Below are 26,439 nucleotides of genomic sequence, written 5' to 3' on the forward strand. Positions count from 1 at the left end.
GAGCGACGCATGCCAGACATTCCCTATGATGCAAGCCGCGACGCGCTCTATAGTCCGCAACTGCGGCCGACCGTTTTCACGACGGATGCACACTATGAGCTCCCGGCTCTTTGCGCCGAACTTTCGCGGCTCGCGTATATCCATTTTGAAGACGGCGGCGCGGAGCAGGCGAGTCTGGAGGCCGCGCTCGCCCTGGTGGGTTTCAATGGCTTTGTGTCTTTCATCGATACGCCTACAGGCACGCAGGGCTATGGCGCCTGGAGATCCGCCGATAATCTTGCGCTGCTCGCCTTCCGCGGTACCGAGCCGAACTCGCTCACCGACCTTGGCACTGATCTGAACGTCAGCATGACTGCCTGGCCGCTGAGCAGCGGGCACGCACACGCGGGATTTGCGCGCGCGGCGCTAAGCGTGTTCGAACCGGTCAAGCAATGGTTATCGACTAACTCGGCTGCACGCAAGCAGCTCGTATTGACAGGTCACAGTCTCGGCGCCGCAATCGCCACGCTCCTTGCCAGCGCTGTAACGCCGGACAAACTGATCACGATCGGATCGCCTCGTATCGGCGACTCGGCATTCGCTGAAACGCTCGACGGAATCGATATCACCCGCTTCGTCGATTGCTGCGATGTAGTCACGGAACTGCCGCCGGAACTGGGCGGTTATGTTCATGTGGGGCTATCGACCTACATAGACCGAAGTGGCGCTTTGCAGCCTCAGGCGGACGCTGAGTTCATTCTCTCGGACCAACTGGCCGCGAGGGCCGACTTTGTGCGCGAATATGCGTGGAAAACGGGAAATAATGTGGTTCGCGACCTCGCGGATCATGCACCGATCAACTATGTGAGGAGTTTGGTTGGGTAATGAACTGGCAGCGGAGTTGGCAGCAGAGTTGGCAACGACTGTGGCGCGATGACAAAAGGCAGCCGCCCAACGCCCGACCATCTGTGCCCGGAATTGCGCCGCGTACGGGGTGCGATGTCTCTGCATGATGGACACCTCCTGTTCCAAAGAATAGGTGTCCACGAGACCGGGTCAGCTCCAGCCGAAGCCGACCTGCCGAGAGCAGTCGCTCGAGGTCGAACTGGACCGTACCCTGCTGAGAAAACATGCGGCCGGTCCCGATCTCACTGCTCGTGCACGGGCGTCATGCCGCTTGGACGGCCGCTCCCACCTGCTGGTACACCGCCGCCTCGAAGCCAATGAGTGTCTCGATGACAGGCATGTCGAAGAAGGGCAGCAGTTGTGTCATCAGCACGCCGCCTACACCCCTGGAGCGGTCGATCCAATAGTATGAATTGAAGACGCCGGCCCAATCGGCGGTGCCGTTGCTGCGCATACCCGGCACGTCGTCGAGCGTGAGATGGAAACCCAGACCCCAGCCCTGTGGCACCGGCATTGCGGGCACGTCGTTTGTGAGTTCGGGCATCGCAGACTTCATCAGCTCGGGGAGCCTGATCGGCCCGAGGTAGTTCTGCAGCGCCAACTGCACGGTCGCCGGTTTCAGGATGCCCGCACCGTCGTTGAGCCATGCCTGCACGAAGCGGCCGTAGTCCTGCACGGTCCCGTAAGACCCGTGGCCGGCTGCGTCCCATTCGGAGGTTGGCGGCAGGTCGAGCGATGAAGGCGCGAGCGTGCCGTCGGTCTGGCGCTGCATCACGCGCAACAGCCGGCCGCGCTGCTCGGCGCTGGGTGCGAATGTCGTATCGTTCATTCCCAGCGGCTCGTACACATGTTGCTTGAGGTAGCTGCCCAAGCCCTGTCCCGACAGCTTCTCGACAATGAGCCCCAGCCAGTCGGTGTTGGTGCCGTACTCCCAGGCAGTGCCGGGATCATTGACGAGTGGCACTGAGAGACTGCGTTTCAATCCCGTGAGAGGGTGAGGCTCGCCCGTCAGGTCGTGGTAGCGCAGCAACTTTTCGTTGAGGAAGAAGTAGCTGAGGCCGGCCGTGTGAGTCATCAGTTGGCGCACGGTAGCGTGGCTGGCAGGAGGGCGCAAGCGCGGCTTGTCGCCGTCGAAGCCGTCCAGCACTTGCAACTGACCGAACTCCGGCAAGATCGATTCGACTGCAGCATCAAGGCTCAGAAGCCCCTTCTCCACGAACTGCAATGCCGCCGTAGTGGCAACGGCCTTCGTCATCGAGGCATTGCGGAACATCGCATGTTGGCCGGCTTCGCCGGCCGCGTGATGGAACAGGGGGCCGCTGCGGTCAACTACCACCGCAGCAATGCCGTGAACAGCGCCCTTCGAAACAGCATCGTCCAACAGCGCCTTGATGGCCGAACCGTCAAAAGTCATGGTTGTCTCCTGCGTTCATGGGTGGGAACCCGTAGGCGGAATCGCCCCTTGTACGGGTCGTGCCATTTTGCACCAACGAGCCGATGCATGGGCTCCAGAGCGCGGCGTTGACTTACACCGCGGCACTCCGCGCGAGTGGGCCGCCGTGAAGGATTTATTGCATTTATCTGGCTCTGTTGAAAACGGAGTGGGTAACGGGGCTCACGGGGCTCACGGGGCTCACGGGGCTCAACGGGGCTCAACGGGCATGCTCGTTAAAGCGTGTAAAGTCGAGCTTTCCGGCGATGAGGAACAGGACGGTGCGCATGGTTTTGAAGCGAGCGTATCCTCGTGCTTTGCGTTTGGCGGCCTGAAACAAGCCGTTGATGGCCTCGATAAAACCGTTGGTCTGACGCGTCTGAGTCCAGGCAACGATGCCGTCGAAATGTCGACGAATCAATCTCACCACGTCCTTCATCGGTTCGACCTTTGAGCGCATGACGTTGGTGCACCACTGCTGCAACATCTCGGACACGACATTGATTTGCTTGCGTTCGAGAATGTCGCGCAGTTGCTCACGGTGCAGCCATGCGCGGGCAGTACGCTTGGTGGTGTACTGACTGACGAGCGCCTCGAGGTCGGTAAGTTGGGCGAGATTAAGTTTGTTCGCGTCTTTGAGCAGCGTCCAACGCATGCCCTTAAGTTGCGGGTCGAGCTTCTGTTGCTGCCGACGCACTGTGTCGAGCGCTTTGGACGCGTGAGCGACGACGTGAAACTTGTCGAAGCTCACGCGAGCGTCGGGCAGATGTTCATTGACGCCCTTGATGAAAGCCGGCGACATGTCGATGCTGACCGAGCTGATTTGTTCGGGCTTGCCAGCGTGTTAATCGTGGAAGAGATATTCAAGTTAGCGCGCCCACTGCCGGATCAGATTGCCTCCGAACAGGTGCGATAGCGCCTGCTGGTTCTTCAGCGCATTCTGCAGATTGCGGTGTGCGATCCGGGCATGCTCACGCATCAGCGCTTCGGCGCGCGCTCCCTCACGGCATTCGATTGCTTCGAGCACCGCACGATGTTGGGCCTGGGCCACGATCAGGACGTTGTGTGCATCGGGCGCCACCGCCTGCACCTTGACAAAGCCGCTCGGCGACGCAAACGGCAGGGCCATTGCTTTGGACAATTGCTTCTCTACAACGCTGCTGCCGCAAGCCGAAGCCAGCAGGCGATGAAAGCGCTCATTGAGTTCGACGTATTGCGAGAACTTCTGCTCCGACAGGTCTGCGTCTTCGAGGACGTCATCGATCCGTGCCACACAGTCATGCAGCAACGACATCAAGGATGCATCGACCCCGCGCTCGGCCGCAAGCCGCGCGGCCAGTCCTTCAAGCGTGCCCCGCAACTCGATAGCGTCATGGATTTCGGCTGCCGTAAACGAACGCACCGCATAGCCGCCCGACGGCAACGGATCAAGCAGGCCTTCGTCCTGCAAGCGCATCAGCGCCGCCCGCACAGGCGTGCGGGACACGCCCAGTCTGTCGACCACCCACAATTCGGTGATGCGCGACCCCGGCGTCAGTTCGCCCGCCAGAATCAGGTCACGCAAACCCAACTGCGCCTTAACCGTCTGCGATGCGGAACCCGATGCGCCTGCATCGAGTTGTGTCTGATCGTTTTGCTCCATGCGCTTGACTCCGTTGGTCGCACTCCAGGGATAATCTCGGCCGTTGCAGCGTCCTCGCGGCGCCCTGCCCTCACAGGTCAAGCACCAGCATAGGTGAATTCGAGCGCGAACAGCACGGTAGAAAACAATCGTTGGCAGAGCGTTCCTCATCGGTCAGATAGACATCCCGATGATTTGGCACGCCGGACAGCACGCGCGTCAGGCAGGTGCCGCATACACCCTGCTCGCACGAGGTCGGGACCTCGACGCCCGCCGCCGTCAACGCCGCGATGACGCTTTGACCACCCTTGACGTCTATCACCTGCCCACTGATGGCCAGCTTGACCTGGAAATCATCGCTCGCGGCCTCATGCTGCAGCACCGCCGCGAAGTATTCCCGATGCACGTTGCGCTCATCCCAACCCGCTGCAATCGCGGTGTCCAGCACCGCGCCTATGAACCCGGACGGGCCGCACACGTATAGATGCTTGCCGGGCTCAGGCGCGGCCAATAGCGCTCGGAGGTTCACGCGTTCGTCGGCAGGCGCGCTGTCGAAGTATAGATAAACACGGCTCCCAAACCGCGCCTCAGCCAGTTGTTCACGGAACGCGGCGCGCGCCGGATCGCGCGTGCAATAGTGCATCTCGAACGACGCCCCAGAAGTCGCGAGATGCTCGGCCATGCCGAGAATCGGCGTCACGCCGATACCGCCCGCCAGCAACAACGAATGGCTAGCCGCCTGCGCCAACGGGAAGTGATTCTTCGGTTCGCTGATTTCCAGCAGACTGCCTTCGCTCAGCGCGTGCATTGCGACCGAACCGCCCCGCGAATTCGCTTCGCGCAACACGCCGATCTTGTACCGATTGGTATCGTCGGGATGATTGCACAGCGAATACTGGCGCACGAGTCCATCGCTCAGGTGGACATCGATGTGCGCACCCGCCGAGGCGGCAGGCAACGCCGAACCGTCGGGTCTTGCCAGTTCGAACGCGCAGATATCGGTGGCTACGTCGTATTTACGAATGATCCTGACTTGCATGCCGAACCTCAGGACAAAGCCGCGACAGGCTGACGCTCGCCCGCGATGAGCCGCTCGATGATCCGGCGTGACTGAACACCGCCCGCATCGATATTCAGCTTGAGCAGGTTGCGCTCCGGATGCGCCAGCAGATTGCGCTGCTGCGCCTCAAGCATCTCGAGGTCTTCAGCGAAAATCTTCCCCTGACCCTCCCGGATCGTCTCCGTAAGCTTCGTGTCTTGCGGATTGAAGTTGCGCGCCATGCCCCAGAAATACCAGATCGACGTATCAGTCTCCGGCGTGATGAAATCGACCACGATGCTCGACGCCTTGTGCTGCGGCTCAGCGTGATAACCACCTTTGCCCGCATGCGCCACGCCCACCTCGATCATGACGTGGCTCGGCGGCGTGAAGCGGCAGATTTGCCAGCGGTCGCACGGCACGTTGTTCGCGAGCCCATTGCCGCGCAGCGCTGCCGCCCAGAACGGCGGCGGCATGATGTTTTCCATGAAACGGCGGGTCACGACCGTGTCGCCTTCGACCTTCGTCTCCGGCGCGGCTTCCTCGATTTCCGCCTGTCCGATACTTGATGCGTGCACGTACGTCTCGTGCGTCAGGTCCATCAGGTTGTCGATCATCAGGCGGTAATCGCAGGCGATGTGATACAGGCCGCCACCGTGTGCCCATTCGGGGCTTTCCGCCCATTCGAGATGATGGATCTTGGCCGGATCGGCCTGCAGCGGATCGCCAGGCCATACCCAGATGAAACCGTAACGCTCAACCGCAGGAAAACGGCGGATCGCGGGAAACCCGCCGACCCGCTGTCCGGGCATGCCGCTGCATTTGCCCTCCACGCCCATCGTCAGCCCGTGATAACCGCAGACCAGTTGGCCCTCGCGCATGAAACCCAGCGAAAGGGGCGCGCCGCGGTGCGGGCAGAAATCTTCGAGCGCGGCGACCGCGCCATCGGGACCGCGAAACAGCACCATGCTCTCGTTGCAAATTCGGCGGCCGAGCGGACGGCCAGCAATTTCATCTGGCGTGCATGCCACGTACCAGGCATTTTTCAGGAACATGTCTCCACCTGTGTATACAATTTATCAAGAATTGATTTGAGTTATCGCAGATATATTTGAGGATATGGCCATTTTTAGGGCGAGTATTTCGATGCCTGCAAAAACAAGTTCCACCATCTCAGACATTCTGGGTGCCAATTGTATACAACTAAGCGGTGATGTCTAACTTTTCCCTTCAGTTCGCGGGTAAACATGAATACGATGCGCACACGCCGAAAAGCTCAGCTTCTGCCACTGCGCTTCGCGACCCGGTAGGCGAACTGCGCGCGCGTCAAGCCGACAAGCCGCGCCGCCGCCGACACATTGCCGCCCGCGCGCGTGAGCGCATCGGCAAGCAATTGCGCCTCGGCCGCGTCGATCGAAACGAACGTAGGCAAGTTCGCCGTGGTGGCCCTCGGCAAGCCGTCCGGAGACTCGTCCGTTCGCTCTGCCCGCAGCATGCCGTGATCGACGGAATACAGCTCCGCAGCCGGCAATGGCTCATGGCGGAACAGATGAGCGAGATCGATCAGCTCGCCGTCATCGACAGCAATCACGCCACGCTCGACCATGTTGCGCAGCTCGCGAATGTTGCCGGGGAATGCATAGTTCAGCAGCGTGCGCCGCGCACGCTGCGTGAGGCCTGGCGTTATGCGGCCGTGCTCGTGGCGAAACTGCAGCAAGAAGCGCTCGATCAGCAAGGCAATGTCGTCGCGGCGTTCCCGCAACGGCGGAATCACGATCGGGAAGATATTGAGCCTGTAGAACAGATCCTCGCGAAACCGGCCGCGCTTCACCTGTTCGCGCAACTCGACATTGGTCGCGGCGATCACGCGGACATCGACCCGCAACGAGCGCGTCCCGCCAACCCGCTCAACCTCGCGCTCCTGCAGCACGCGCAGCAGTTTGCCCTGCGCGGCATACGGCAGGCTGCCGATCTCATCGAGAAACAAGGTGCCGCCCGCCGCGCGTTCGAAACGGCCCGCGCGCGTCTGCATGGCCCCGGTGAATGCGCCGCGCTCGACACCAAACATCTCGGCCTCGATCAGCGTGTCCGGTAACGCTGCGCAGTTCACTGCGACGAACGGACCCGACGCGCGGCGGCTACGCCGGTGCAGCGTCGCCGCGAACAATTCCTTGCCCACGCCTGACTCACCGGTCAGCAGAACGGCGGTGTCGGTTGGCGCCACGCGCGCCATTGCATCGCGTGCCGCGACGAAGGCGGCCGAATGTCCTACCAGACCTTCGTCCGCGACAGATTCTGTCGGCTCGGCCGGGCGTCGGATTGGCGGGCCCTTGGCCTCGGAATGGGTCGCCGCGCCGACGGCTGTGACCGGCGGGTCCAGATAGCGCAGATCGTCCGAGACGTCGTCCCAGCGCTGCGCATTGCGCCCAACCACGCGGCACACCGCGCTGCCCATCGCCCGGCATTCGACTTCGCGAAAAATCACGAGCGTTCCGGTCAGGGCCGTCACATAGCCCATCGCGTAACCGAGTTCCATCCAGCAGGCCGGCTCGTTACCAACGCCGTAAGCGGCGATATGCTCATCCGCCTCGGACGAGTGATGCCAGAGAAATTCGCCGTCGTAGCGCCCGGTCGCGGCGTTGAACGCAAAATGCAGCGGCTCGACCTTGACCACGCCTTCGAGCGCATGAAGACGTGTGCCTGCAGCAAGCAGCGACGCGCCATCGGCCGCGGGCCAGCGTTGCCGGACCAGCGCCGCGTCGCGTGCGCCGGATGCGTAACCCGCTCGCGTCAGCAGGCGGCGCGCGGATCCAGCGCCGACACATTCGATCAACTCGCGCCGCAGCGAACCAAACGATGCGCTGTGCAGCAACAGCATCCGCTGGTCGTTGAGCCAGATCCGTCCATCGCCGGGTGAGAAGAACAGGCATTCGGCAAGATCGCCGAGCGTCGGCACAGCACCCACGTCGAGATGAGCACTGTCGCCGGCCTTCATCAGCGCACCGGATAAGCGCGCCGCGTCGGCGAGCGAGACTCTGCCCGGACCGGTATGCAATTGCGTGATCGAATCGAGCATCTCGTCTCCTTTCGTTTCCCTTTGCGTCTTTGCCTCAAAGACGTGCAACCAGAGATTCGTCGAATAGTTATTTGATGAAATCATTAAAACTCATATTACTTATTTGATATAACTTTTATCATTTGCGCAAGCTGAGGATGTCCCGGCCATGCCGCCGGCTGGTTCTCAGGCGCCACTATCATGCGAGATGCTGCTGTCGCTCATACAGTCCCACCAGCGCTTCTGTGCATGGAGACGGCAAGCTTGCGCGGCGCGCGCCATGGCAATGGCACGGCTATTGCAAAGAACCTGCGTGAGCTGGCTCAAAGCCCAATGCTCATCCAATCAAATCAAGGAGACAAACAACATGGCAGATACGCAACCGAACCCGCTCATCGATCACAGGCTCTGGACCGGCTGCCTGTTCGGCGGCGCGAACGGCACCTGGTACGCGGCCAGCGAGACGCGCGACGTCATCGAACCCGCTACGGGAGAACGCCTCGCTCAGGTCGGTCTTGCGCGCCCGGCGGACGCCGCGCGCGCCACCGCTCACGCCGCCGCGGCGCAACCCGCATGGGCCGCGCTTGCGCCACGCGAGCGTGCAGCCGTATTTCGCCGCGCCGCCGCCGCCTTCGAACGCGACGCCGCCGCGCTCGCGCTCTACATCGCCCGCGAAACCGGCGGCATCCTCGCGAAGGCGCAGCACGAAGTCACCGAAGCCGCGACGCTCCTGCACATCGCAGCCAGTTTGCCGCTGCAGCCGCAGGGGCTCGTGCTGCCGACAACAGCCGGCCGTCTCAGCTACGCGCGGCGCGTCCCGCATGGTGTAGTCGGCGTGATCTCGCCATTCAACTTTCCGTTGATCCTGTCGATGCGCTCCGTCGCGCCGGCACTCGCGACCGGCAATGCCGTCGTGCTCAAGCCCGATCCGCAAACGCCCGTCTCCGGAGGTTTCCTGATCGCCCGCGCATTCGAGGAAGCGGGCCTGCCGCCGGGCCTGCTGCAAGTGTTGCCCGGCGACGCGGATGCCGGCGCCGCAGTCGTCGAAGCGCGCGAGGTCGGGATGATCGCCTTCACCGGTTCGACCGCAGCGGGGCGCAAGGTCGGTGAACTTGCGGGACGCCATCTGAAGAAGGTCTCGCTCGAACTCGGCGGCAAAAACACGCTGATCGTGCTCGATGATGCAGACCTCGACGTCGCCGCGAGCAATGCCGCGTTCGGCGCGTTTTTTCATCAAGGCCAGATCTGCATGGCGACGGGACGCATCGTTGCGCATCGCAAGATTGCCGCGGAGCTGACGCGACGGCTCATCGAGAAGGCCAACCATTTGCCGGTCGGCAATCCTGCGAGCGGCACCGTCGCGCTGGGACCTGTCATCAACGCGCGGCAATTGCAGCAGATCGACTCGATCGTGCGCGCCTCGGTTGAGGCTGGCGCGGTGCTCGAAGCGGGCGGCGCCTACGAACAGCTTTTCTACAAGCCAACGGTGTTGTCGAACGTTCAACCCGGCATGCGCGCATTCGATGAGGAGATCTTCGGGCCGGTTGCGGCCATCACACCGTTCGATACGGACGACGAAGCCGTCGCCCTCGCGAATCGCACTGAATACGGCCTGTCATGCGCGGTGATCGGCGCCTCGGTGGGTCGCGCAATGGCGATCGGCGAGCGGTTGAAGTGTGGCCTTCTGCACATCAACGATCAGACCGTTGCGGACGAATGCGTGAACCCGTTCGGCGGACGCGGTCAGTCAGGCAACGGCGGCAACGTGGGCGGCCCATCCGACCTGGACGAGTACACGCAATGGCAATGGGTCACGGTGAAAGAAGCCGCCCGCTCAACGCCTTTCTAACGACAGACGATAAACAACAACAAGGAGACGAACGATGAAAATCCAGGCTGCCGTGGTGCGAGACAAAGGTGGACCGCTCACGCTGGAAACACTCGAGCTCGAAGACCCGCGCGACGACGAAATTCTCGTGCGCGTCGTGGCAACCGGCGTCTGCCACACCGACGTCGTGGTGCGCGACGGCCTGTTGCCGACGCCGCATCCAGTGGTGCTCGGCCACGAGGGCGCGGGCGTCGTCGAGCGGGTGGGACGCAACGTGACCAAGGTTGCGCCAGGCGACGCCGTCGTCATGACCTACGACTCGTGCGGACAATGTCCGTCCTGCGCGGCGCATGCGCAGAGCTATTGCCACGCCTTTTTCCCCCGCAACTTCTTCGGCACTCGTGCGGATGGGAGTAGCGCGCTGTCGAAGGAAGGCGAGCGGATTCACGGCAATTTCTTCGGTCAGTCGTCGTTTGCAACGCACGCGCTATGTCACGAACGCAATATTGTGAAGGTGCCCGGCGACGCGCCGCTCGAACTGCTCGGCCCGCTTGCGTGCGGCGTGCAGACCGGCGCCGGCGCCGTCTTGAACGCACTGCGCGTACCGGCCGGCGCATCATTCGCGGTATTCGGCGCCGGCTCCGTCGGGCTTTCAGCGGTGATGGCCGCGCGCGTCGCCGGAGCAACGACGATCGTGGCAATCGACCTGCATGAGGAGCGGCTCGACTTCGCGCGCAACGTGGGTGCGACGCATACGCTAAACCCGTCGCGCGACGACGTGGTCGCGTCGCTCATTGCGTTGACAGGCTACGGAATCGACTATGTGCTCGACACGACCGGCGTCGCAAAAGTGATCCGCCAGGCCGCCGATAGTCTGGCCCCGCGGGGCACCTGCGGCGTGCTCGGTGCGTCGGCGCTCGGCACCGAGATTGTGCTCGATGAGGTGCATTTCATGAGCGGCGGCCGCCGGTTGATGGGGATCGTCGAAGGTGAGTCGAATCCGGATACCTTCATCCCGATGCTGATCGAACTGCACCGCCAGGGGCGCTTTCCGTTCGACCGGATGGTGAAGTTCTATTCGCTCGGCGAGATCAATACGGCAATTGCCGATTCACTCGAAGGACGCACGATCAAGCCGATCGTTCGCATGTAGGTCCACGCAGCAAAGGAGTGCGAGCGCCGGTCATCAAACCGGCGCTCGCATGAGAAGTCTTGCTGGATCTGTTACGTGAGCGCGAAAGCGACAGCGCAGGTAAAGCCTGCCCGCCGCCACCCGTGTGCTTAACGCAATGCGCCGCGCAACGCCTGTGCGAGTTGCTGTTGTGCAAGACGGGCCGCCGAAACGCCACCGCCCATGCTGATGAAGCCGTGCGCGAGCCCGTGATATTCGATCGTCGTCACGGCATTGCCGGCCGCAAGCAGGCGATCTCCGTAAAGCGGTCCGCCTGAGCCATCGATAGTGCGGTCGCGCACGTCTACGTCCACAGGCGCCACGTCGGCGGCCGCGAGGATTTGCCGGTACAAACTGCGGGCAGCGGCGGGCGGCAGGTCGCTAAGATCAGGCACACCGGCCGCGTGCGCCTGTGCAACGATGGCTTCGAGTTGTTTATCCAGCATGAGTTGTCCCCGACAGCTGAGCGTGTGAGTACTGGAACTGAGTGATCGTGGCGCCATCCTTTTCGCGGCGCCATCCTTATCGCGGCGCCATCCTTATCGCGGCGCCATCCTTATCGCGGCGCCATCCGCAACGCGCCATCGAGCCGGATCACTTCGCCGTTCAGCGCGACATTACGCACGATATGCAGCGCCAGGTCAGCGTACTCCTCCGGCTTGCCGAGCCGCTTCGGAAACGGAATCGAAGCGGCGAGCGACTGTTGCACCTCGTCGGGCAGCGCATAAAGCAACGGCGTGAGGAAGAGCCCCGGCGCAATCGTCATCACGCGTACGCCGTATTGAGCAAGATCGCGAGCGAGCGGCAAGGTGAGCGAAACGAGGCCGCCCTTGGACGCCGCGTACGCGGCCTGCCCCACTTGTCCGTCGTACGCGGCGACCGAAGCCGTGCAAACAATGACACCACGCTCTCCGTCCGCCAGCGGCTCTGCACCCGTCATGCGTGCCGCTGCAATGCGGACCACGTTGAACGTGCCGAGCAGATTCACGTTGATGACCCGCGCGAACTCCTCTTGCGGCATCGGCGCACCGTCACGCCCAACGAGCCGCTTCGCGCCGCCGATCCCTGCGCAGTTGACCAGAATCCTCGCTACGCCGTGCACGCGCTCGCCGGCATCGATGGCCGCTTCGACCGAAGCCGCGTCCGTGATGTCGCAACACTTCGCGAACGCATTCGCACGGCCGAGCTCTTCAGCCAACGCCTGCGCCGCCGCTTCGTTCACGTCCAGCAATGTGACCCGTGCGCCGGCTGCAACCAGTGCACGCGCTGTTTGCGCGCCAAGCCCCGATGCAGCGCCGGTGACGAGCGCGGCTTGTCCTTCTGCTTGCATGTCTTCAGTCCCTTTAAAAATTAGCCAGCCTGTGCTGGTTCAGGCTTCGCGCCCAGTCCGAGCAGACGCACCGCGTTGTCCTTGAGCAGCAACTGATGCACTTCCGGTTTGAAGCCGGCCTTCTGGAAATCGTCGAGCCAGCGGTCTGGGTGAATCAGCGGGAAGTCGGAGGCGAACAACATGCGCTCCTTCAGCAGAGAGTTCGCATACTGCACAAGTTGTGGCGGGAAATACTTCGGCGACCAACCGGATAGATCGATGTACACGTTCGGCTTGTGCAGGCAGATTGATAGCGCCTCGTCCTGCCATGGCCACGACGGATGCGCGATGACAACCTTCATGTCGGGGAAGTCAGCCGCGACGTCGTCAAGGTGAATCGGTTCCGAGTACTTGAGCCGCAGTCCGCCGCCGCCGGGCATGCCGCTGCCGATGCCGGAATGACCGCTGTGGAATATCGCCGGCAATCCGTATTCGGCAATTACTTCGTACAACGGATAAGCCATGCGGTCGTTGGCGTAGAAGCCTTGCACGGTCGGATGAAACTTGAAGCCGCGTACGCCGCACTCCTCGATCAGCCGCCGTGCCTCGCGCGCGCCCATCTTGCCCTTGTGCGGATCGATGCTCGCAAAAGCGATCATGATGTCCCGGTTATTGGCCGCAAACTCGGCGATCTCTTCATTTGGAATCCGGCGGCGGCCCATCTGACTTTCGGCATCGACAGTGAACATGACGAAACCGATCTTGCGTTCGCGGTAGTACTCAATCGTTTCGGGAATCGTCGGGCGGCGCCCCTGGCGCAACACAGTGCCAAAGTACTTGTCCGCCGCGTCGTCGAATTCCTTGCCGAACAGGTCCGGCGGCTGGCAGCACGACACTTCGGCATGAACGTGAGTGTCAATTGCGATCAGGTTATCGATATCCATATTAGTGACTCCTTTACCCCTTTATGCTGCCACGATGGAACGTGGCACCCAGACGGTGAGCGTGGTGTCGCCGCGGTATAACGCTTCGACAGTTGCGGCACGCTGTGCGAGCACGATGCGCTGGTTGATCGAGCCTTTATCCGTGACTTCGCCGGTCGCGAGGGACGGCGGCGGATCGAGCAGCGCAGCACGGGCAACGCGGCTCGCGCTGCCCGTACCGTCGGCGTACAGGCGCTCGACCAGGGCGCCGAATATTGCGGCAACATCGGGATGCGCGTAGACCTGAGTGACCGGCGTATCGTCCGATGCCCCGGCAAGCTGGCGGCAGGCGGCAAGATTCGGCACGATCAGCACGCCGATCTCGTGGCGATCGTGCCCGGTAACAACCACGTCGCCCACATACGGACTGCCCGCCGCAATCACGCGTTGCCGCAGCGGGCCCACACTTACCCAGGTGCCGGTATTCAGCTTGAAGTCCTCGGCAACCCGGCCGTCGAAAACAAAGCCGCGGTCGGGGTCTTCCGGATCGAGCCAGCGCACTGCATCGCCGGAACAGAAGAAGCCCTCTTCGTCAAACGCCTCGGCGCTCTGCTCCTGCGCGCGCCAGTAGCCCGGCGTCACGTTCGGACCGCGATAGCGCACCTCGAGCTTGCGGCTCTGGCCGTCACCCACCGGCACGAGTTTGAGTTCCATTCCCGGCAGCGGCACGCCGATCTGACCCGCCACCACTTCCGTCTCGACGATCATCAACGCGGACGGCGCGGTCTCCGTCATGCCAAGGCCAGTGTTCATCACGATCCGTTCACCGCAATGCGCGACGGCGCTGGCATGAAGCCTGTCCCATACCGGTTGTTCGAGTGCGGCGCCGGCATAGAACTGCATGCGCAGCCGATGATAGAAAGTCGCGCGCAACTCGGCATCCTGCTCCAGTGCACGCGCAATTTCTTCCCAACCTTTGGGCACGTTGAAATAAACCGTTGGCGAAATCTCACGCAGGTTGGCGAGCGTTGTCGCCATGCCATCCGTTGTCGGCTTGCCGTCGTCGATGTAAAGCGAGCCGCCATGAAACAGCGTCAATCCGAAGTTCTGGTTGCCGCCAAACGTGTGATGCCATGGCAGCCAGTCGATAAAAACCGGCGGCTCTTCGGCAAGAAACGGCCATGCCGCGGTTTCCATCACGAGGTTGCTGGACCACATCCGGTTCGTGTTGATCACCGCCTTCGGCATCTTCGTCGAGCCCGACGTGCACAGGAACTTGACGATGGTGCCGGGGCCAGTCGCGGCCCGCGCGCGCTCCACAACGTCGGTCGGCATCGTGGCGATCAGTTCGTTTAACGAAATACTCGTGCGTCCGGCTGGCGGCGTCTCTCCGACGACGACCTCGACGTCAGCCGGCACCGCTTCACGCAACGCTGCGGCAAAGCGTGCGCCGTCGTCGGCGAAGACAAGTCCCGGCGTGAGCATTGAAAGAATATGGCGCAGCTTCCCATAGCTCTTGTCCAGCAGCGAATACGCGGGAGACACCGGCACATACGGAACGCCGGCGCACATGCAGCCGAGCGCAACCAGCGCATGTTGCAGCGAGTTGCCAGAAAGAATGGCGACTGGACGCTCAGCCGACAAGCCGCGCGCAAGCAGTGCCTCGCCAATGCTGCGTGCCGCAGCGGCGGCCTGTGCGTAGCTTATGTGCTGCCATTGTCTGTCGGGGCCACGGCGTGCAACCAGGGTGCGCTCCGGCGCCGTGGCGGCATGCTCGAACAACCGATCGATCACGCGATCCGGATAGGGACCAAGCGGTGTTGTCGAGCGAACGCGCAACGAGCTGTTGCGGTCATTGCTCACTTCAAGCGGACCGACGCCGAAACTTACGCGTCGATAGGTATGTGCTGGCATCAATTGTCTCCGTCCATCATCCTGTTTGCAGCGGCCGTTTGCGGCCATCTTGTTGCGTGACGAGCGAGCGCGGATTTATTTTGGAACCACGCGGCCAACCTTGTGTTCGAGGAACGCCGCCAGACGCTCCTGCGTCTGCGGATCACTCAGCGCGATCGCCGCCATCAGCGATTCAGTCAGCAAGCCATCCTGAATCGATTGATCGGCGATTCGCGGCAGCACCTGGGTCACGGCGTAGTTGGTGGTCGGCGAGTTCTGCGCGATCCGCGCGGCGAGTTCACGCGCCTTCTCAAGCCCTTCGCCGCTCTTGACCAGATACTGGGCAATCCCGGTGTCGTACCCTTCTTGTGCGTTATAAACCCGGCCGGTCAGCATCATGTCCCCCATCCGTGCGACACCGATCAAACGCGACACCCGCACCGACGCGCCACCGCCCACGAAAAGGCCGCGGCTGCCTTCGGGTAACGCGTAAAACGCCGACTCTTCCGCGACCCTGACGTGGCACGCGGAGGCGAGTTCGAGACCGCCGCCAATGGTCGCTCCCTTTAACACGGCGATAACCGGCGCTCGCCCGAACTGGATCTGCTCAAAAGCGGCGTGCCACATGCGCGAATGATGCATCGCCTCCACCGTGGGGCGCTCGCGCATCTCGGCCAGATCGAGTCCTGCGCAAAAATGTTCACCCTCGGCATGCAGGATGATCGCCCTCACGGTCTCCGGCATCGTTTCGAACGCATGGCGCAATTCCGCCACTAGCGCATCGCTGATCGCGTTACGCTTGGCGGGGCGATTAAGACAGACCAGCGCGATCGATTCTTCGAGCTGGACGCTCAGATACTCATACTCAGGTTGCGTCATATTCATGGTCGTTAAGCGTCGGTGTTAAAACATGAATTTAGTTATACAACATAACTATTAAGATGACAAGCGGGGCGCGTTCATCGGGTGTCTGCAAGCTTTTTTCGATGAACCAGCGTGTTATGATCGGCGCGCCCTCTTTTGCGCGAAAGCGTCTACCTCCATGGCCTCAAGACCCGCTCCAGTTGCTTCCGACGATCAGGCCGACCAGACCGAACTGCTCGGCCTCGTGGGTTACAACCTGCGCCGGGCGTATCTCGTCATACAGTCGCTATTCGACGAACGAATGGAAAAACACGACCTGCGGCAAGCGGAATTCAGCGTGCTGTCGATCGTAAAAGACAATCCTGGAATCAATCAGAAGGCGCTGGCCGAAGCGCTCGTGGTGGCGCCGCCCAATCTCGCGACGCTGCTTGACCGGCTCGAAGCGCGCAGCCTGCTCACCCGCCAGCGCAACCCCGAAGACAAGCGCGCGCAGCTCGTCGAATTGACGACTCAAGGCGCGCGGCTCTATGGCCGCGCCCTGAAAGCGGCGGCGGACGCAGACAACGCTGCGGTAGACAGGCTTTCCGCAGCCGAACGCGAGCAGTTGAAAGCGCTGTTGCGAAAGATCTTTGCCGACTGAACCGGCACCCGCTCTGGCCGGTCTGTGCAGGCGCCAGACCGGTCGTCGCGATCAAGCAACTCGCCGTCAGCTTGGCCCGCAGGCGCAGCCGCCGCATCGCGGCAACGCCTGGGCCCAGCACGAATGATTCGAAGCGGGCGACCATGCAGATCACCGCTCAGAAGTGTGTCAGCACACCAATCCGGCCGATGAACTGCGACGCCGAACTCGACGCCACCATCACGTCGTTGATCTGCGCGTTGGCGCCTTCATTTGCACGCTGATAAATGGTCGTGACATAAACGGTGGTGCGTTTCGACAAGAAGTATTGCAACATCGCCGTCAACTGGTGCGCGTGATTGTCGTCGACCACCGCGTTGCCTTTCATATACGAATACGCGCCGCTCAAAAGCAGGGCGGGGGTGATCTGCCACGCGCTGCCGGCCTCGACCTGCCATATGCCAGCGCCGTTCAGGTTGTTGCGCACTGTTGTGAACAGCCCCGTCAGCGTGAAGTCGCCCACGTGATAGTGGCTACCGACGCCCCAGTTGCGCACGCTGTCCTGACCGCCAGTCGTCGCCGTTTTAACGAGTGTATAGGCGGCATTCGCACCGAACCCGCCGTTCGCATAATTGAGCCCGAAGCTCGATGCATTGCTCGCGCCAATCGATCCAGCCACGCCACCAAAGCCGTACATCGCGCCGGCTGAAAAACCATTAAAAGTGGCGCTTTGATATTTCACTGAATTGGTGATCCGTTCGCCGGCCATCCGGTCCCAATCGAACGCGCCAGTCGGATTGTCGGGCAACGCAAGCTTGGCGAACGGCCCGTTGCGGAAGTCGTAAACACCCGCCGCGGCGAGGGTTGCGTCGTCGAAGCCGAAGAACAGCGAGTCGACCATGAAGTCATATTGATTGCCGAGCGTGAGACGCCCGAGTCGATCGTCAGCGAGACCCACATAGGCCGTGCGGCTGAACAGACTCTGTCCGGGCATAAAGGAGCCGGTGCCAAGTTCATACTGATTCGTCAATTCAAAAATCGCCCGCGTGCCACCGCCAAGATCCTCCTTGCCAGTAAATATCAGGAGGTTGGGCACCGCGATCCCATCATCGAACTTCAGTGTGCGGCCGCCGCCTTCGTTGCTGACGTAAGATACGCCGCCGTCGATCAAACCGCTGAGTGTCACACTGCTTTGGGCGAACGCGTGGCACGCGAACAGCATGCCGGCTGCCGTACATACCGCTTTCATCTTCATCGACTGTCTCCTTACCGGATATAAAAATTGCGACTTTTCGTCGTCAGTTGGTTTGGTATTGCTATTTCTATTTCTATTGCTCTTGCGGTACGCCCCCCGGATTCGATGCAGCGGATACAGGCGTGGCAAGCCACAGCCTTCAGGCCGCTCTGAATCCAAAGGGTTGATCTGTACGGATGCGTCAGCGAGTGACGCGGCGCGTCTCGAAACGGCCGGGTTAGCGTTTCATACTGGCTGATCGCCCGAAGTGCCGGGAATGACGGCTCGTTCTGCCAGTTTGCGGGGCGCCGTCTCGACCAGGAACAGCGACACCGCGGCGCCGGCGATCAGGCCGCCAAGCGCGAAATCAAGCGTGAACGCCAGACCGAAGTGCTGCGCAATGAAGCCCGCAATGACAGGCGCGAGACCGCCGCCAAATATCTCTCCGGTACCGGAGACGAAGCCAACCGACGATGCGATCAGACCAAGCGGTGCGGCCTCAGTGGCGATCGGTCCGCTCAGAAGTCCGAGCAGGCCGAGTGCGAACACGGAGATGCCGAACAACAGCGCGAACAGCAGTTGCGGATTCGGGCCGGTGCACGAGAACACATACAGCAATCCGGCCGCGGCAACGAACGCGATGACTGCCGCGTTACGGCGCCCAATGTAGTCAGACACACCGGCCACGCCGAACGAACCGATGAAGCCGCCAAAACCGATGGCCGACACGACGAAACCCATGCTCTGCGTATCCAGATGCAGGACTTCGACGAGGTACGTCGGCACCATCGCGCTAACGACGAAAATGCCGGCCATGGCACACAGGATCGCAGCCATTGCCAGCCATACGTTGCGGCTGGCGAAGAGCGCAGTCCAGCGCGGACGCGCCGCGCTGGACGTAGCAGTGGTCCGAACACTCACGCCAACGCTGCGCGGTTGATCGCGCAGCGTCCGTGCGATCAACGCCGCCACGATGAGCCCTGGCACCGCCGAAATCATGAATACCCAGTGCCACGACGGCACGACCCGCAGCAATTGCGTGGCAAGAATGGGGGCGAAACCAAGACCGAGCAACGAGAACATACTGAGTTGCAAACCTTGGTTGAAGCCGCGCCTCGACGGTAATGAAGCCTCGCCGGTGGCGGCGACGCTAGCCGGCGTGAACGCCCCTTCGGCAATCCCCATCACCGCGCGGATCAGCATCAGACTGGCGAAGCTCGTGGCCAGCCCGGACAGGCTCGATAACAGGGAGAAAGCGATCATCGTGACCACGAGAATTTTCTTCCGGCCGATACGGTCAGATACCGCCCCCATTGCGATAGCCCACACTCCCCATGTCACGCTCAGAATGCCGATCAGACTGCCGAGTTGCTGAAAATTGAGCCCTAGGTCATGCATCATGTGCGGAAACAGCGGGGCGACAATCCATCGATCAAGACCAACGAGGCCGAACCCGAGGCCAAGCAGGACAAGTGTCTTGCGCTCGTAAGCTGTGTCGTGTTGCGGGGCAATGCTCATGAAGACGTCTCCTTTCAGTTTGGAATTTAGTTATGTTGTATATTTGTTATTGATGATAAGTTAATTTCAAACGAATGCAAGCGGGGACTGATAGGGGAAAACGCCGAAGCGAGTGCGCGGCGCGTTGTCGTGGTCGGGGCCAGCACTACGATGTTCCGATCAACTATGTCGGCCTTGCAGAGAGTTGGGATGCAATTTCGGTTGACGGCAGTATTGAAGGGCGCGACTGTGTGCTGCGCTACAAGCGAGACGGACGTGTGGTTGCGGTAGCTTCGATCTATCGCGATATCGATAGTTTGCGAGCGGAAGCCGAGATGGAGCGCGCCTCACTTTGATTCGAGGACGAATCGCAAATGATCTTGCGCCTGGACTGCGGGCCCTCAATGACCGGTCTTTAGTGAGCTTAGTGAGCGCGCCAGGCTGGGGGCGATGTGGCCGGTGATGAACGCGGCGTCAGGCATGCGTTGCTTGTCCTGAGACGCCGGTCCGTTGCAGCACATCGGTCCCGGCGTGTGGTTAACGGCTGCGTCGTGTGAACGCTACCCCGTAAACCGCAGACCTGATGACGGGCATCCTGTCGTCAGAGAGCTCAATTCCATCGGGGAGGTTGGTCGGGAGGAACAGCAAATCTTTCTGCACCTCCCGGCTGTCGGCAAGGGCCTTGTGGAGTGTCAGTACGCCCAGGTCCAACACCTGACGATCGTTGGGCCAAGGCTGGCTTGGATCCTTCGTCTGGTCGCCGGCTTCGGCAAGCTGGGCCGTGAGGTGGAATACGACCGGCTTCTTCGCGATGCGCTGCGGCAGGTCGTCGATGAGGAAATCGGGAGGTTGTCTGGCAGCCTCATCAGCCGTCAGATACACAAGTTCATCCGGGGTCATGATGTACCGCACCGCCTGCCTGCGCCCGGCCTTGTCGATGAAGATAAAGGCGTTGAGGCCGCAGTACTCCTCATGTGCAAAACTGTCCGGAGTGCCCGCAGTGCCGAAGGCCGCGGGAACCGTCGGGTGGCTGGCGGCGAATTCATCGAACCTGGTCGGCTTGGGAGTACCGTCGGGACTCTCGCTAATGGCCATCAGCAGATCGCGAAACTCCTCTCCAGTTGCCATCGGGAAGGTCTTTATCGCCAGCATCACGATGTCGACTTCGGCCCCGCCAACCATATGGAACTTGACGGCCATGCCTTTGATGTTGCCAGGGGCGCCGTCCGGGATGGCCGGAAAGCCACCGTCGTTTGAAAAGCGCACGGTGAAGGGAATGCTGCTGCCGTCGAAGAGCGCCGCGCGGCTCAATGCCGACGCGGCAGGCGTGGCGACAAAGCTGCCTGTCGCGACCAAGCCTTTGGCGTGGTTGACGCGGAAGCCAGGATGGGTTCCGTAGATCTTATAGAAGATGTCAACGATCTGGTTTGCGAGCGAAGCATAGTCGTCGTCGGCTGCTGCCGGGGTTGACAAGCCTTCCGCTGGTAAATCGCCCATATGAAACCTCCGATCAGTTGGGAGGGGTCCGCGGCCAATCTGGGACATCATTTCAATCTAGGCGTTTTGGCGTCGAATTCGAATAACCGGTGCGGACAAACAGTTATGAATCAGAGGAAAGAATCATGCGCGACTGGCGCGCACGCTACTGCCCGAGCGAAGCAGGCATGAAGTGACGCGCGTTGTGATCTGGGTCGTTACGCCGGTGTGGCGCGTTCCAGTCTGAAATACGCCAGCTCATCGTTGCCTTGCTGACATCCATGCGCGAAGCCGCCGCGGTATAGCTGCTTTGTTCGGCAAGTGTGGTGAGCCAAGTGCGGATGGGTTCACTTGCCTTCAATGTCCTCCACGCCCACACATTAATTGTTCACGCAGCAAATCAATCAATTCAATGGTGGCGTCTTTGCAGATCGGGGCGGTGGCTCCTGGATTTGGCTCATCGCCCATTAGCTGACCAGTAGCCAACGCGCAAGCGTTCAACCAAAACGCGGAAGTCGGACATTTCGTTTCTCAAGCGACGTTGACCCATGAATCATCGAGCCGCGCCCCGATCTTTTCTGCGCGGGCAAGACTGTTTATCCATGATTGGGGGTTGGCTCGGAGCGACAATAATCCTAGATTTCCCTTCTGAGGAAGCCGTTAGCCCGGTAGAGGAAAAACTTCGACGGCAAATTTCTTTCGTTCAGGTAGAGATTACCAAGGTGTAGTTCATCACAGTTTTTTTGTTCATTCGGAGACGCATGATGACGTCGAACGAGAATCAAGAATTCAAAATTACACGCGTCAGCCCGGATTACTGGCGCGTCACAATTGACCACCCGCCGTTCAACATCTTCGGCCCGCAGTCGATTCCGATGCTCAATAGTGTCGTCACCGAAATAGAGAGCGACGCAAAGGTAAAGGTCGTCGTATTCGACAGTACAACGCCAGGATTTTTTCTAACTCATTTCGACTTCATTCCGCCCCTCGAGACCACCACCGGCATGCCGCCCGGCTCCACTGGCCTGCCGCCCCTGCCAGATATTTTTGTCCGCCTTACCCGTTCTTCCGTGGTGACGATTGCCGAGATCCGTGGGCGAGCCAGTGGCGTTGGCAGTGAACTTGCCCTCGCTTGTGACATGCGCTTTGCCAGCCGTGAAAAAGCGGTACTGTCGCAGTTCGAAATCGGCGGGGGCTTTACACCGGGCGGCGGCCCGATGGTACGCCTCCCGCGCTTGATCGGCCGGGGCCGTGCGCTAGAAGTCATGCTGAGTGGCAATGACTACCCCGGCGACATTGCAGAACGCTACGGCTATATCAACCGTTCCTTTCCGGATGCCGAACTGGACGAGTTTGTGGACACGTTGGCGCGCCGGATTGCGAGCTTCGACAAAGAGTCCCTTGCCGATATAAAGCAAATGGTTAATGCATCCACCTTGCCTTCCAACGCGGAAGTCGCCGCGGAATGGAGCTCGTTCATTACTTCGGTTCAGCGTCCGGCGGCTCAGCGCACTATCACGAAACTGATGGAACTCGGCCTGCAGAAAAACCCCGACGTGGAACTTCATCTTCCCAAATACACTGGCGAGGTCAATCTGCCGGATAAGAAATAACGACAGACAGCGCCACCGCAGCATCAAGTCGAGAGTGCGAGTTCGCTGATGTAGTGAAGCTGCCGTCCGGCTGCTCGTTGCCACCACCGTCAGCAATCCGGCATATTGCTGACGTAGAACCCTGTCCGTCCCAATGGCAGCTCCGGCCGATCAACAGCCCGCCACTATGCGTCTCAGATCGGCAGGTCGTCGGCCATCGCCGACATTGAGGTGACGACGCCGGAGACGCGGCTACAGGTCACTTTCCTGACATTCGCATAGCAATAGCCGCGAATGTCAGGTTTCACTGTCGGCGAATGCAGACGCTTGAGCACCTTCGTCACGGCCGGATTCAGATTCTGCTTCATCGACCAGATCATTCGTTCTCGGGACTTCAACATAGCAGGCCCCTTCTTGCGACAAAGCACCAGCGCCTGCCCTCCCCGTACTCGCGACGCCGCTCAGATGTCGATTACCACGTCACCCCGCGGCGAGGCGCAGCAGATCAAGACGTTTCCCTCAAGAGGCGGGTCGAGTGGATCAGGCTGGTACGCGATGGGCCCGGAGATCAAGCCGCTCTCGCATTTGTGACATACACCGGCGCGGCAGGCCCAGCGGACCCGAACGTCACATGCCTCGGCCAACTCCAGAATGCTCCCGTATGCCGACGCATTCCAGCGTGCGGCGATGCCACTGCGCGAAAAAGATACCAGCGGACCCTTGTTCGTCTCGTCTTTGGGCGGATGCGGAGCGCGTGTCGAGTTGCTGACGATGCCAGGATTCAAGGCCTCGCCCCCATTGAAGATTTCGGCGTGAACCTGTTGCGGCGCCACACCCAGGTTCGCAAGCGCCTCTTTCATGTCCGCCATGAAGCGTGGCGGTCCGCAGAGATAGATGTCCGCCTCTCGGGAGACACCCGCCTCATCGAGCATCGCTTGCGACGGATGACCGGTCGCGTCGAAACTCTCATCCAGCTGGTCGCGCGAGTCTGGCGCGCTATAGCAGATATAGCGGCGGCCATGGCTCAGCGCGAGCATGAGACGGCGCGCTTCGGCAGCGAACGGATGATGTTTCCCGTCGCGCGCCGTATGCATCCACAAGACCTCTCTTGTCGACCGGGCCGCGGACAGCGAGTACAACATTGCCAGAACGGGCGTCACGCCGATACCCGCGCTGAGGAGCACCACCGGCCCGTCTCCCGGCTTGAGAACGAAACTCCCGCGTGGAGCGCTGACATCGAGCACGTCGCCCGCCTGTACATGCTGCCGCAGGTAGGTTCCCGCCGCACCATGCGGCTCGATCTTCACACTGATGCGATAGCTTTCCGTCGAAAGTGAACCCGAAAGCGAGTAGCTGCGGAAAAGCGATGGCCCTCCCGCGACCGGCTGGAGGCGTAACACTACGTATTGGCCGGGAAGAGCCTTCTGCAGTGGTTGTCCGTCTGTGCTCGTGAATGTCAGCGAGAGGACGTCTGCAACTTCCTGCTCGATCGCCGTCACCTTTAGTGCTCGAAAGCCCGGTGCAACATGATAGGAAGCCCCCGCGGGTGCAAGGCCGGCATTGCCCGTCGTCGATCCGTTCATGGAGCTCTGCAGCAACGCCTCGAACGACCCGCGCCATCCGGGGGAAAGCGCCTCTATTCGCAATGCGCGCTCCAGTTGATCGCGCGAATGATTGGGTGAATACAAAAGGGCGTTGATTTCGGCGACGGTCATTCGCTCATTAACCCCTGCCACCTTCACGATCTCGTCGCCGGCACCCACTTCGCCCTCTTGCAAGACGCGAAAGTAGAACCCCGGCCGGCCGCTGGCCGTCAGGAACGCCGGCATCCGAGGCTCATTCATTCGGATGCCTACACGATAGCAGGTGACACGAGGTTGAGTGACCTCGAACAGCCCGCTTCCGATCCTATAGCGGTCGCCTATGCACACATCCAGGTCAGGCATGCCTTCGATCGTAAAGTTCTCGCCGAACTGTCCGTAGGAGAAGTCGGTCCTGCTCAACTGCTCTTGCCAATAACGATACGATTCAATCTGGTAGACGAAGATGGCTCGATGCTCGCCCCCGTGACCGGCCAGATCGCCTTGCCCGTCTCCATCCAGGTTCAATCGCCTCGCCCGACAACGGCCTTGCAGCGGCGTCTTCCAGATCCCGGTGTGCACAGTGCGGCCCTTCCACTCCATGTCGCGCGGAAGTCCAACGTTCACCGATAGCAGTCGAGCCATGTTTCGTCTCCGCAGGCAACCACACATTCGCGCGATGTCGAACCGTTATGTCTTGAGCTCCGGGCGCACTCAGGCAATGCTGAGTTCGCGATTCGGGCCGTGTGGAACCACTGTCTGGCCCGGATCGACATGGTTTTGCCTGCCGTCAATATAGTCCGACACTGTGCAGGCGGCACACCCGGGACGCGGGCCAGCATCGTGCCGGGCATCTGTTCCAGTGCCGGTGCGGCCGCGTGCATTAAAGCGCTCGCGGGGACGGAGAGCACCAGCAGCACCACGATGAACATCGCGATGCGTCACAGGCTTCGTCCTTCAGGGCGCCTTCGCGGAGACAACGTCGCGCATGTCGATTACTGTCCGCTGGAGCCTGTTGCGACCCGTGTCTACCGTGCAAAAAAGATGCAGGCACGCCCGACGGCCTCATCACACTAGCTTCAAATCGCGGCGTTTTCAAGTTAGAAGTGCAGCAGCGTCAAGCAAACATTTGAACTGCACGAATCGCAAGGTCGAACCGCGTGCGATTTTGATATCCGTTAAGTGTTCACGAAAAAAATAACTTTAAATTTGGAGCTGTATTGGTTCAGCAGTTCGGCCAAGCGTGGAATGCCTTGACCGTGCGCGCGTGCGAGGCATGGAGTAGTACATGTACCAATCAGTTCAGGGCCGACACATGGTTGAGTGATGGGAACAATTGAATTGCCACGGGACATGATGTTTTCGCGTCGAAACGCGCGCAGAATCCAAAGCATCCCGGATCACGACTGAGACGTCTGAGGCGCAGCAGACCAATGAGGCATCTTCATCGGCAAAGCACCTCGTTCGCGCGCTCAGCGGTGGCTGGAGCAATTCTGACCTCGAGCCGACCAAAGCATCGAAACAGATTTATATGCTTTATATCGGATTACTAAATTTTCAAAGTCGAAAGCTATTTTTTTGGGCGGGAGGTGCGGTTATCAACGGCCAAGAGCCAATCTTTCGGTCGCAGCCCCTTTCGCGGTCAGTTTTCAACGAGTGCCGACAAACCGCGCCTTGACGAAATCGAAGATATCGATCGTCAAGCGCAAAGGAGAATCCAAATGAGTCTGATCGATCACGCAATCGTTTCAAGTCAGGCAAGTGCAAAGCACCACGATCCATCGTTGGCGGATAAGCCCGCTCCGAAGGTCGCGATCATCACGTGCATGGACCCTCGTATGAACGGACTACTGGAACGTTTTGATATCAAACCTGCTGATGCGGACCTTATTCGGAATGTTGGAACAGCTGTTACCGAGGATGTTGTACGGTCGCTCATGTTTTCGATTCACGTTCTGGGCGTGAAGGAAATCATGATTGTCGGTCACACGGGCTGTGGGAGTGAGATGTTTACAGACGAGTCGTTCGAGAAGCATCTTCACGAACGCACCGGGGTGTTGGCAGTGACTCCCGCAAAATTCCACTTCTATACCGACGTCAATGAAGCAACGAAGAAGCAGATGTTGAAGCTCCGGTCTCATCCGTGGGTGCCATCAGAAATCGTCATTCGCGGCTTCGTTCTAAATCTCGCAACGGGGGAACTGAAAGAAGTTGTCACAGGGAAGAATGGATAGGCCAGGTATCGCTTGCGAACATCCATAAAGTACCTGAGGGCGACTGTGCGACAGTCGCCGCTTCCCCTTCGGTCGCCCGCGATTCTGGGAAAAGACGCCCTGAGTTAATCCAGTGTAGGCGACCAGCGTGTTTTCACACCTGCTCGACCCGCAACTTCCGTGCGTACTTCTGACGCCGCCATGACCG

The 26,439-nt window shown here is 60.7% G+C and carries 21 protein-coding genes and 1 pseudogene; 6 read left to right on the forward strand and 16 right to left on the reverse strand.

All coding sequences use genetic code 11. From position 1 onward, the window contains the following. Nucleotides 1-9: 9 nt before the first annotated feature. Complete coding sequence (locus FH08_RS49770) at nucleotides 10-864, forward strand: lipase family protein (protein WP_031362997.1); 855 nt, start codon at nucleotides 10-12, stop codon at nucleotides 862-864. Nucleotides 865-1,147: 283 nt separating this feature from the next. Here the strand turns inward: FH08_RS49770 and FH08_RS0136080 are convergent, their stop codons facing one another. The 6 genes and pseudogenes from FH08_RS0136080 to FH08_RS0136105 all read right to left on the reverse strand — a co-directional run bounded on the left by FH08_RS0136080 (nucleotide 1,148) and on the right by FH08_RS0136105 (nucleotide 8,053). After that, nucleotides 1,148-2,299: a serine hydrolase domain-containing protein gene (locus FH08_RS0136080; protein ID WP_031362998.1), complete on the reverse strand. Its 1,152-nt coding sequence runs from the start codon at nucleotides 2,297-2,299 to the stop codon at nucleotides 1,148-1,150. 238 nt (nucleotides 2,300-2,537) lie between these two features. Beyond that, nucleotides 2,538-3,149: pseudogene (locus FH08_RS0136085) on the reverse strand (ISL3 family transposase); the annotation flags it as partial. A gap of 36 nt (nucleotides 3,150-3,185) precedes the next feature. Then, entirely contained in the window at nucleotides 3,186-3,959 is a 774-nt protein-coding gene (locus tag FH08_RS0136090) for a GntR family transcriptional regulator (RefSeq protein WP_031363000.1), read from the reverse strand. A gap of 70 nt (nucleotides 3,960-4,029) precedes the next feature. Beyond that, on the reverse strand, nucleotides 4,030-4,977 hold the full coding sequence (locus FH08_RS0136095) for a PDR/VanB family oxidoreductase (protein ID WP_031363001.1): 948 nt from the start codon (nucleotides 4,975-4,977) through the stop codon (nucleotides 4,030-4,032). A gap of 8 nt (nucleotides 4,978-4,985) precedes the next feature. Next, nucleotides 4,986-6,032: an aromatic ring-hydroxylating oxygenase subunit alpha gene (locus FH08_RS0136100; protein ID WP_031363002.1), complete on the reverse strand. Its 1,047-nt coding sequence runs from the start codon at nucleotides 6,030-6,032 to the stop codon at nucleotides 4,986-4,988. A 221-nt stretch (nucleotides 6,033-6,253) separates the two neighbouring features. Next, on the reverse strand, nucleotides 6,254-8,053 hold the full coding sequence (locus FH08_RS0136105) for a sigma-54-dependent Fis family transcriptional regulator (RefSeq protein WP_035568383.1): 1,800 nt from the start codon (nucleotides 8,051-8,053) through the stop codon (nucleotides 6,254-6,256). Between the two features lie 346 nt (nucleotides 8,054-8,399). Between FH08_RS0136105 and FH08_RS0136110 the strand changes: the two genes are divergently transcribed. Next, the gene (locus FH08_RS0136110; RefSeq protein ID WP_031363004.1) at nucleotides 8,400-9,881 is read left to right on the forward strand and encodes a benzaldehyde dehydrogenase; all 1,482 of its coding nucleotides are present in this window, start codon (nucleotides 8,400-8,402) and stop codon (nucleotides 9,879-9,881) included. A 34-nt stretch (nucleotides 9,882-9,915) separates the two neighbouring features. Next, on the forward strand, nucleotides 9,916-11,013 hold the full coding sequence (locus FH08_RS0136115) for an NAD(P)-dependent alcohol dehydrogenase (RefSeq protein WP_031363005.1): 1,098 nt from the start codon (nucleotides 9,916-9,918) through the stop codon (nucleotides 11,011-11,013). A gap of 128 nt (nucleotides 11,014-11,141) precedes the next feature. On the opposite strand, the gene FH08_RS0136120 is transcribed toward FH08_RS0136115, so the two are convergent. The 5 genes from FH08_RS0136120 to FH08_RS0136140 all read right to left on the reverse strand — a co-directional run bounded on the left by FH08_RS0136120 (nucleotide 11,142) and on the right by FH08_RS0136140 (nucleotide 16,035). Next, entirely contained in the window at nucleotides 11,142-11,477 is a 336-nt protein-coding gene (locus FH08_RS0136120) for a hypothetical protein (RefSeq protein WP_031363006.1), read from the reverse strand. Nucleotides 11,478-11,587: 110 nt separating this feature from the next. Further along, nucleotides 11,588-12,361 carry an SDR family NAD(P)-dependent oxidoreductase gene (locus FH08_RS0136125; RefSeq protein ID WP_031363007.1) on the reverse strand — a complete coding sequence of 258 codons (774 nt, stop codon included), beginning with the start codon at nucleotides 12,359-12,361 and terminating at the stop codon, nucleotides 11,588-11,590. 20 nt (nucleotides 12,362-12,381) lie between these two features. After that, a complete protein-coding gene (locus tag FH08_RS0136130) occupies nucleotides 12,382-13,284 on the reverse strand; it encodes an amidohydrolase family protein (protein ID WP_031363008.1) in 903 nt (300 codons plus the stop codon). A gap of 21 nt (nucleotides 13,285-13,305) precedes the next feature. Beyond that, nucleotides 13,306-15,177 (reverse strand): feruloyl-CoA synthase, encoded by a 1,872-nt coding sequence (locus tag FH08_RS0136135; RefSeq protein ID WP_051888789.1) that lies wholly within the window; start codon nucleotides 15,175-15,177, stop codon nucleotides 13,306-13,308. 75 nt (nucleotides 15,178-15,252) lie between these two features. After that, complete coding sequence (locus FH08_RS0136140) at nucleotides 15,253-16,035, reverse strand: crotonase/enoyl-CoA hydratase family protein (RefSeq protein ID WP_031363010.1); 783 nt, start codon at nucleotides 16,033-16,035, stop codon at nucleotides 15,253-15,255. Nucleotides 16,036-16,198: 163 nt separating this feature from the next. On the opposite strand from FH08_RS0136140, the gene FH08_RS0136145 reads away from it, so the two are divergent. Beyond that, the gene (locus FH08_RS0136145; protein ID WP_031363011.1) at nucleotides 16,199-16,660 is read left to right on the forward strand and encodes a MarR family winged helix-turn-helix transcriptional regulator; all 462 of its coding nucleotides are present in this window, start codon (nucleotides 16,199-16,201) and stop codon (nucleotides 16,658-16,660) included. 157 nt (nucleotides 16,661-16,817) lie between these two features. On the opposite strand, the gene FH08_RS0136150 is transcribed toward FH08_RS0136145, so the two are convergent. The 3 genes from FH08_RS0136150 to FH08_RS0136160 form a co-directional block, all read right to left on the reverse strand. Beyond that, nucleotides 16,818-17,894, reverse strand: a complete 1,077-nt coding sequence (locus tag FH08_RS0136150) for a porin (protein WP_031363012.1) — start codon at nucleotides 17,892-17,894, stop codon at nucleotides 16,818-16,820. Nucleotides 17,895-18,119: 225 nt separating this feature from the next. Next, nucleotides 18,120-19,391: an MFS transporter gene (locus FH08_RS0136155; protein WP_031363013.1), complete on the reverse strand. Its 1,272-nt coding sequence runs from the start codon at nucleotides 19,389-19,391 to the stop codon at nucleotides 18,120-18,122. Nucleotides 19,392-19,907: 516 nt separating this feature from the next. Next, nucleotides 19,908-20,867, reverse strand: coding sequence for a catalase family peroxidase (locus tag FH08_RS0136160; RefSeq protein WP_031363014.1), 960 nt, complete (start codon nucleotides 20,865-20,867; stop codon nucleotides 19,908-19,910). A 740-nt stretch (nucleotides 20,868-21,607) separates the two neighbouring features. Here FH08_RS0136160 and FH08_RS0136170 point away from each other — a divergent pair. Continuing rightward, nucleotides 21,608-22,459 carry an enoyl-CoA hydratase/isomerase family protein gene (locus tag FH08_RS0136170; RefSeq protein WP_031363016.1) on the forward strand — a complete coding sequence of 284 codons (852 nt, stop codon included), beginning with the start codon at nucleotides 21,608-21,610 and terminating at the stop codon, nucleotides 22,457-22,459. A gap of 173 nt (nucleotides 22,460-22,632) precedes the next feature. On the opposite strand, the gene FH08_RS0136175 is transcribed toward FH08_RS0136170, so the two are convergent. Both FH08_RS0136175 and FH08_RS0136180 read right to left on the reverse strand, forming a co-directional pair. Next, a complete protein-coding gene (locus FH08_RS0136175; RefSeq protein WP_152603004.1) occupies nucleotides 22,633-22,839 on the reverse strand; it encodes a hypothetical protein in 207 nt (68 codons plus the stop codon). 60 nt (nucleotides 22,840-22,899) lie between these two features. Beyond that, nucleotides 22,900-24,663 carry an MOSC and FAD-binding oxidoreductase domain-containing protein gene (locus tag FH08_RS0136180; RefSeq protein ID WP_031363018.1) on the reverse strand — a complete coding sequence of 588 codons (1,764 nt, stop codon included), beginning with the start codon at nucleotides 24,661-24,663 and terminating at the stop codon, nucleotides 22,900-22,902. Nucleotides 24,664-25,739: 1,076 nt separating this feature from the next. Here FH08_RS0136180 and FH08_RS0136185 point away from each other — a divergent pair. Then, nucleotides 25,740-26,252 (forward strand): beta-class carbonic anhydrase, encoded by a 513-nt coding sequence (locus tag FH08_RS0136185; RefSeq protein WP_031363019.1) that lies wholly within the window; start codon nucleotides 25,740-25,742, stop codon nucleotides 26,250-26,252. The last annotated feature ends 187 nt before the right edge of the window (nucleotides 26,253-26,439 follow it).

The organism is Caballeronia sordidicola (assembly GCF_000729995.1).
GTDB lineage: Bacteria > Pseudomonadota > Gammaproteobacteria > Burkholderiales > Burkholderiaceae > Caballeronia > Caballeronia sordidicola_A.

Bases quoted from the DNA above. Each gene is read 5' to 3' on its own strand.
- FH08_RS49770 (WP_031362997.1), top strand. From the start codon at position 10: ATGCCAGACATTCCCTATGATGCAAGCCGCGACGCGCTCTATAGTCCG.
- FH08_RS0136170 (WP_031363016.1), top strand. From the start codon at position 21,608: ATGATGACGTCGAACGAGAATCAAGAATTCAAAATTACACGCGTCAGC.
- FH08_RS0136110 (WP_031363004.1), top strand. From the start codon at position 8,400: ATGGCAGATACGCAACCGAACCCGCTCATCGATCACAGGCTCTGGACC.
- FH08_RS0136140 (WP_031363010.1), bottom strand. From the start codon at position 16,035: ATGACGCAACCTGAGTATGAGTATCTGAGCGTCCAGCTCGAAGAATCG.
- FH08_RS0136175 (WP_152603004.1), bottom strand. From the start codon at position 22,839: ATGTTGAAGTCCCGAGAACGAATGATCTGGTCGATGAAGCAGAATCTG.
- FH08_RS0136155 (WP_031363013.1), bottom strand. From the start codon at position 19,391: ATGAGCATTGCCCCGCAACACGACACAGCTTACGAGCGCAAGACACTT.
- FH08_RS0136100 (WP_031363002.1), bottom strand. From the start codon at position 6,032: ATGTTCCTGAAAAATGCCTGGTACGTGGCATGCACGCCAGATGAAATT.
- FH08_RS0136180 (WP_031363018.1), bottom strand. From the start codon at position 24,663: ATGGCTCGACTGCTATCGGTGAACGTTGGACTTCCGCGCGACATGGAG.
- FH08_RS0136185 (WP_031363019.1), top strand. From the start codon at position 25,740: ATGAGTCTGATCGATCACGCAATCGTTTCAAGTCAGGCAAGTGCAAAG.
- FH08_RS0136090 (WP_031363000.1), bottom strand. From the start codon at position 3,959: ATGGAGCAAAACGATCAGACACAACTCGATGCAGGCGCATCGGGTTCC.
- FH08_RS0136115 (WP_031363005.1), top strand. From the start codon at position 9,916: ATGAAAATCCAGGCTGCCGTGGTGCGAGACAAAGGTGGACCGCTCACG.
- FH08_RS0136095 (WP_031363001.1), bottom strand. From the start codon at position 4,977: ATGCAAGTCAGGATCATTCGTAAATACGACGTAGCCACCGATATCTGC.
- FH08_RS0136105 (WP_035568383.1), bottom strand. From the start codon at position 8,053: ATGCTCGATTCGATCACGCAATTGCATACCGGTCCGGGCAGAGTCTCG.
- FH08_RS0136150 (WP_031363012.1), bottom strand. From the start codon at position 17,894: ATGAAGATGAAAGCGGTATGTACGGCAGCCGGCATGCTGTTCGCGTGC.
- FH08_RS0136130 (WP_031363008.1), bottom strand. From the start codon at position 13,284: ATGGATATCGATAACCTGATCGCAATTGACACTCACGTTCATGCCGAA.
- FH08_RS0136145 (WP_031363011.1), top strand. From the start codon at position 16,199: ATGGCCTCAAGACCCGCTCCAGTTGCTTCCGACGATCAGGCCGACCAG.
- FH08_RS0136160 (WP_031363014.1), bottom strand. From the start codon at position 20,867: ATGGGCGATTTACCAGCGGAAGGCTTGTCAACCCCGGCAGCAGCCGAC.
- FH08_RS0136125 (WP_031363007.1), bottom strand. From the start codon at position 12,361: ATGCAAGCAGAAGGACAAGCCGCGCTCGTCACCGGCGCTGCATCGGGG.
- FH08_RS0136080 (WP_031362998.1), bottom strand. From the start codon at position 2,299: ATGACTTTTGACGGTTCGGCCATCAAGGCGCTGTTGGACGATGCTGTT.
- FH08_RS0136120 (WP_031363006.1), bottom strand. From the start codon at position 11,477: ATGCTGGATAAACAACTCGAAGCCATCGTTGCACAGGCGCACGCGGCC.
- FH08_RS0136135 (WP_051888789.1), bottom strand. From the start codon at position 15,177: ATGCCAGCACATACCTATCGACGCGTAAGTTTCGGCGTCGGTCCGCTT.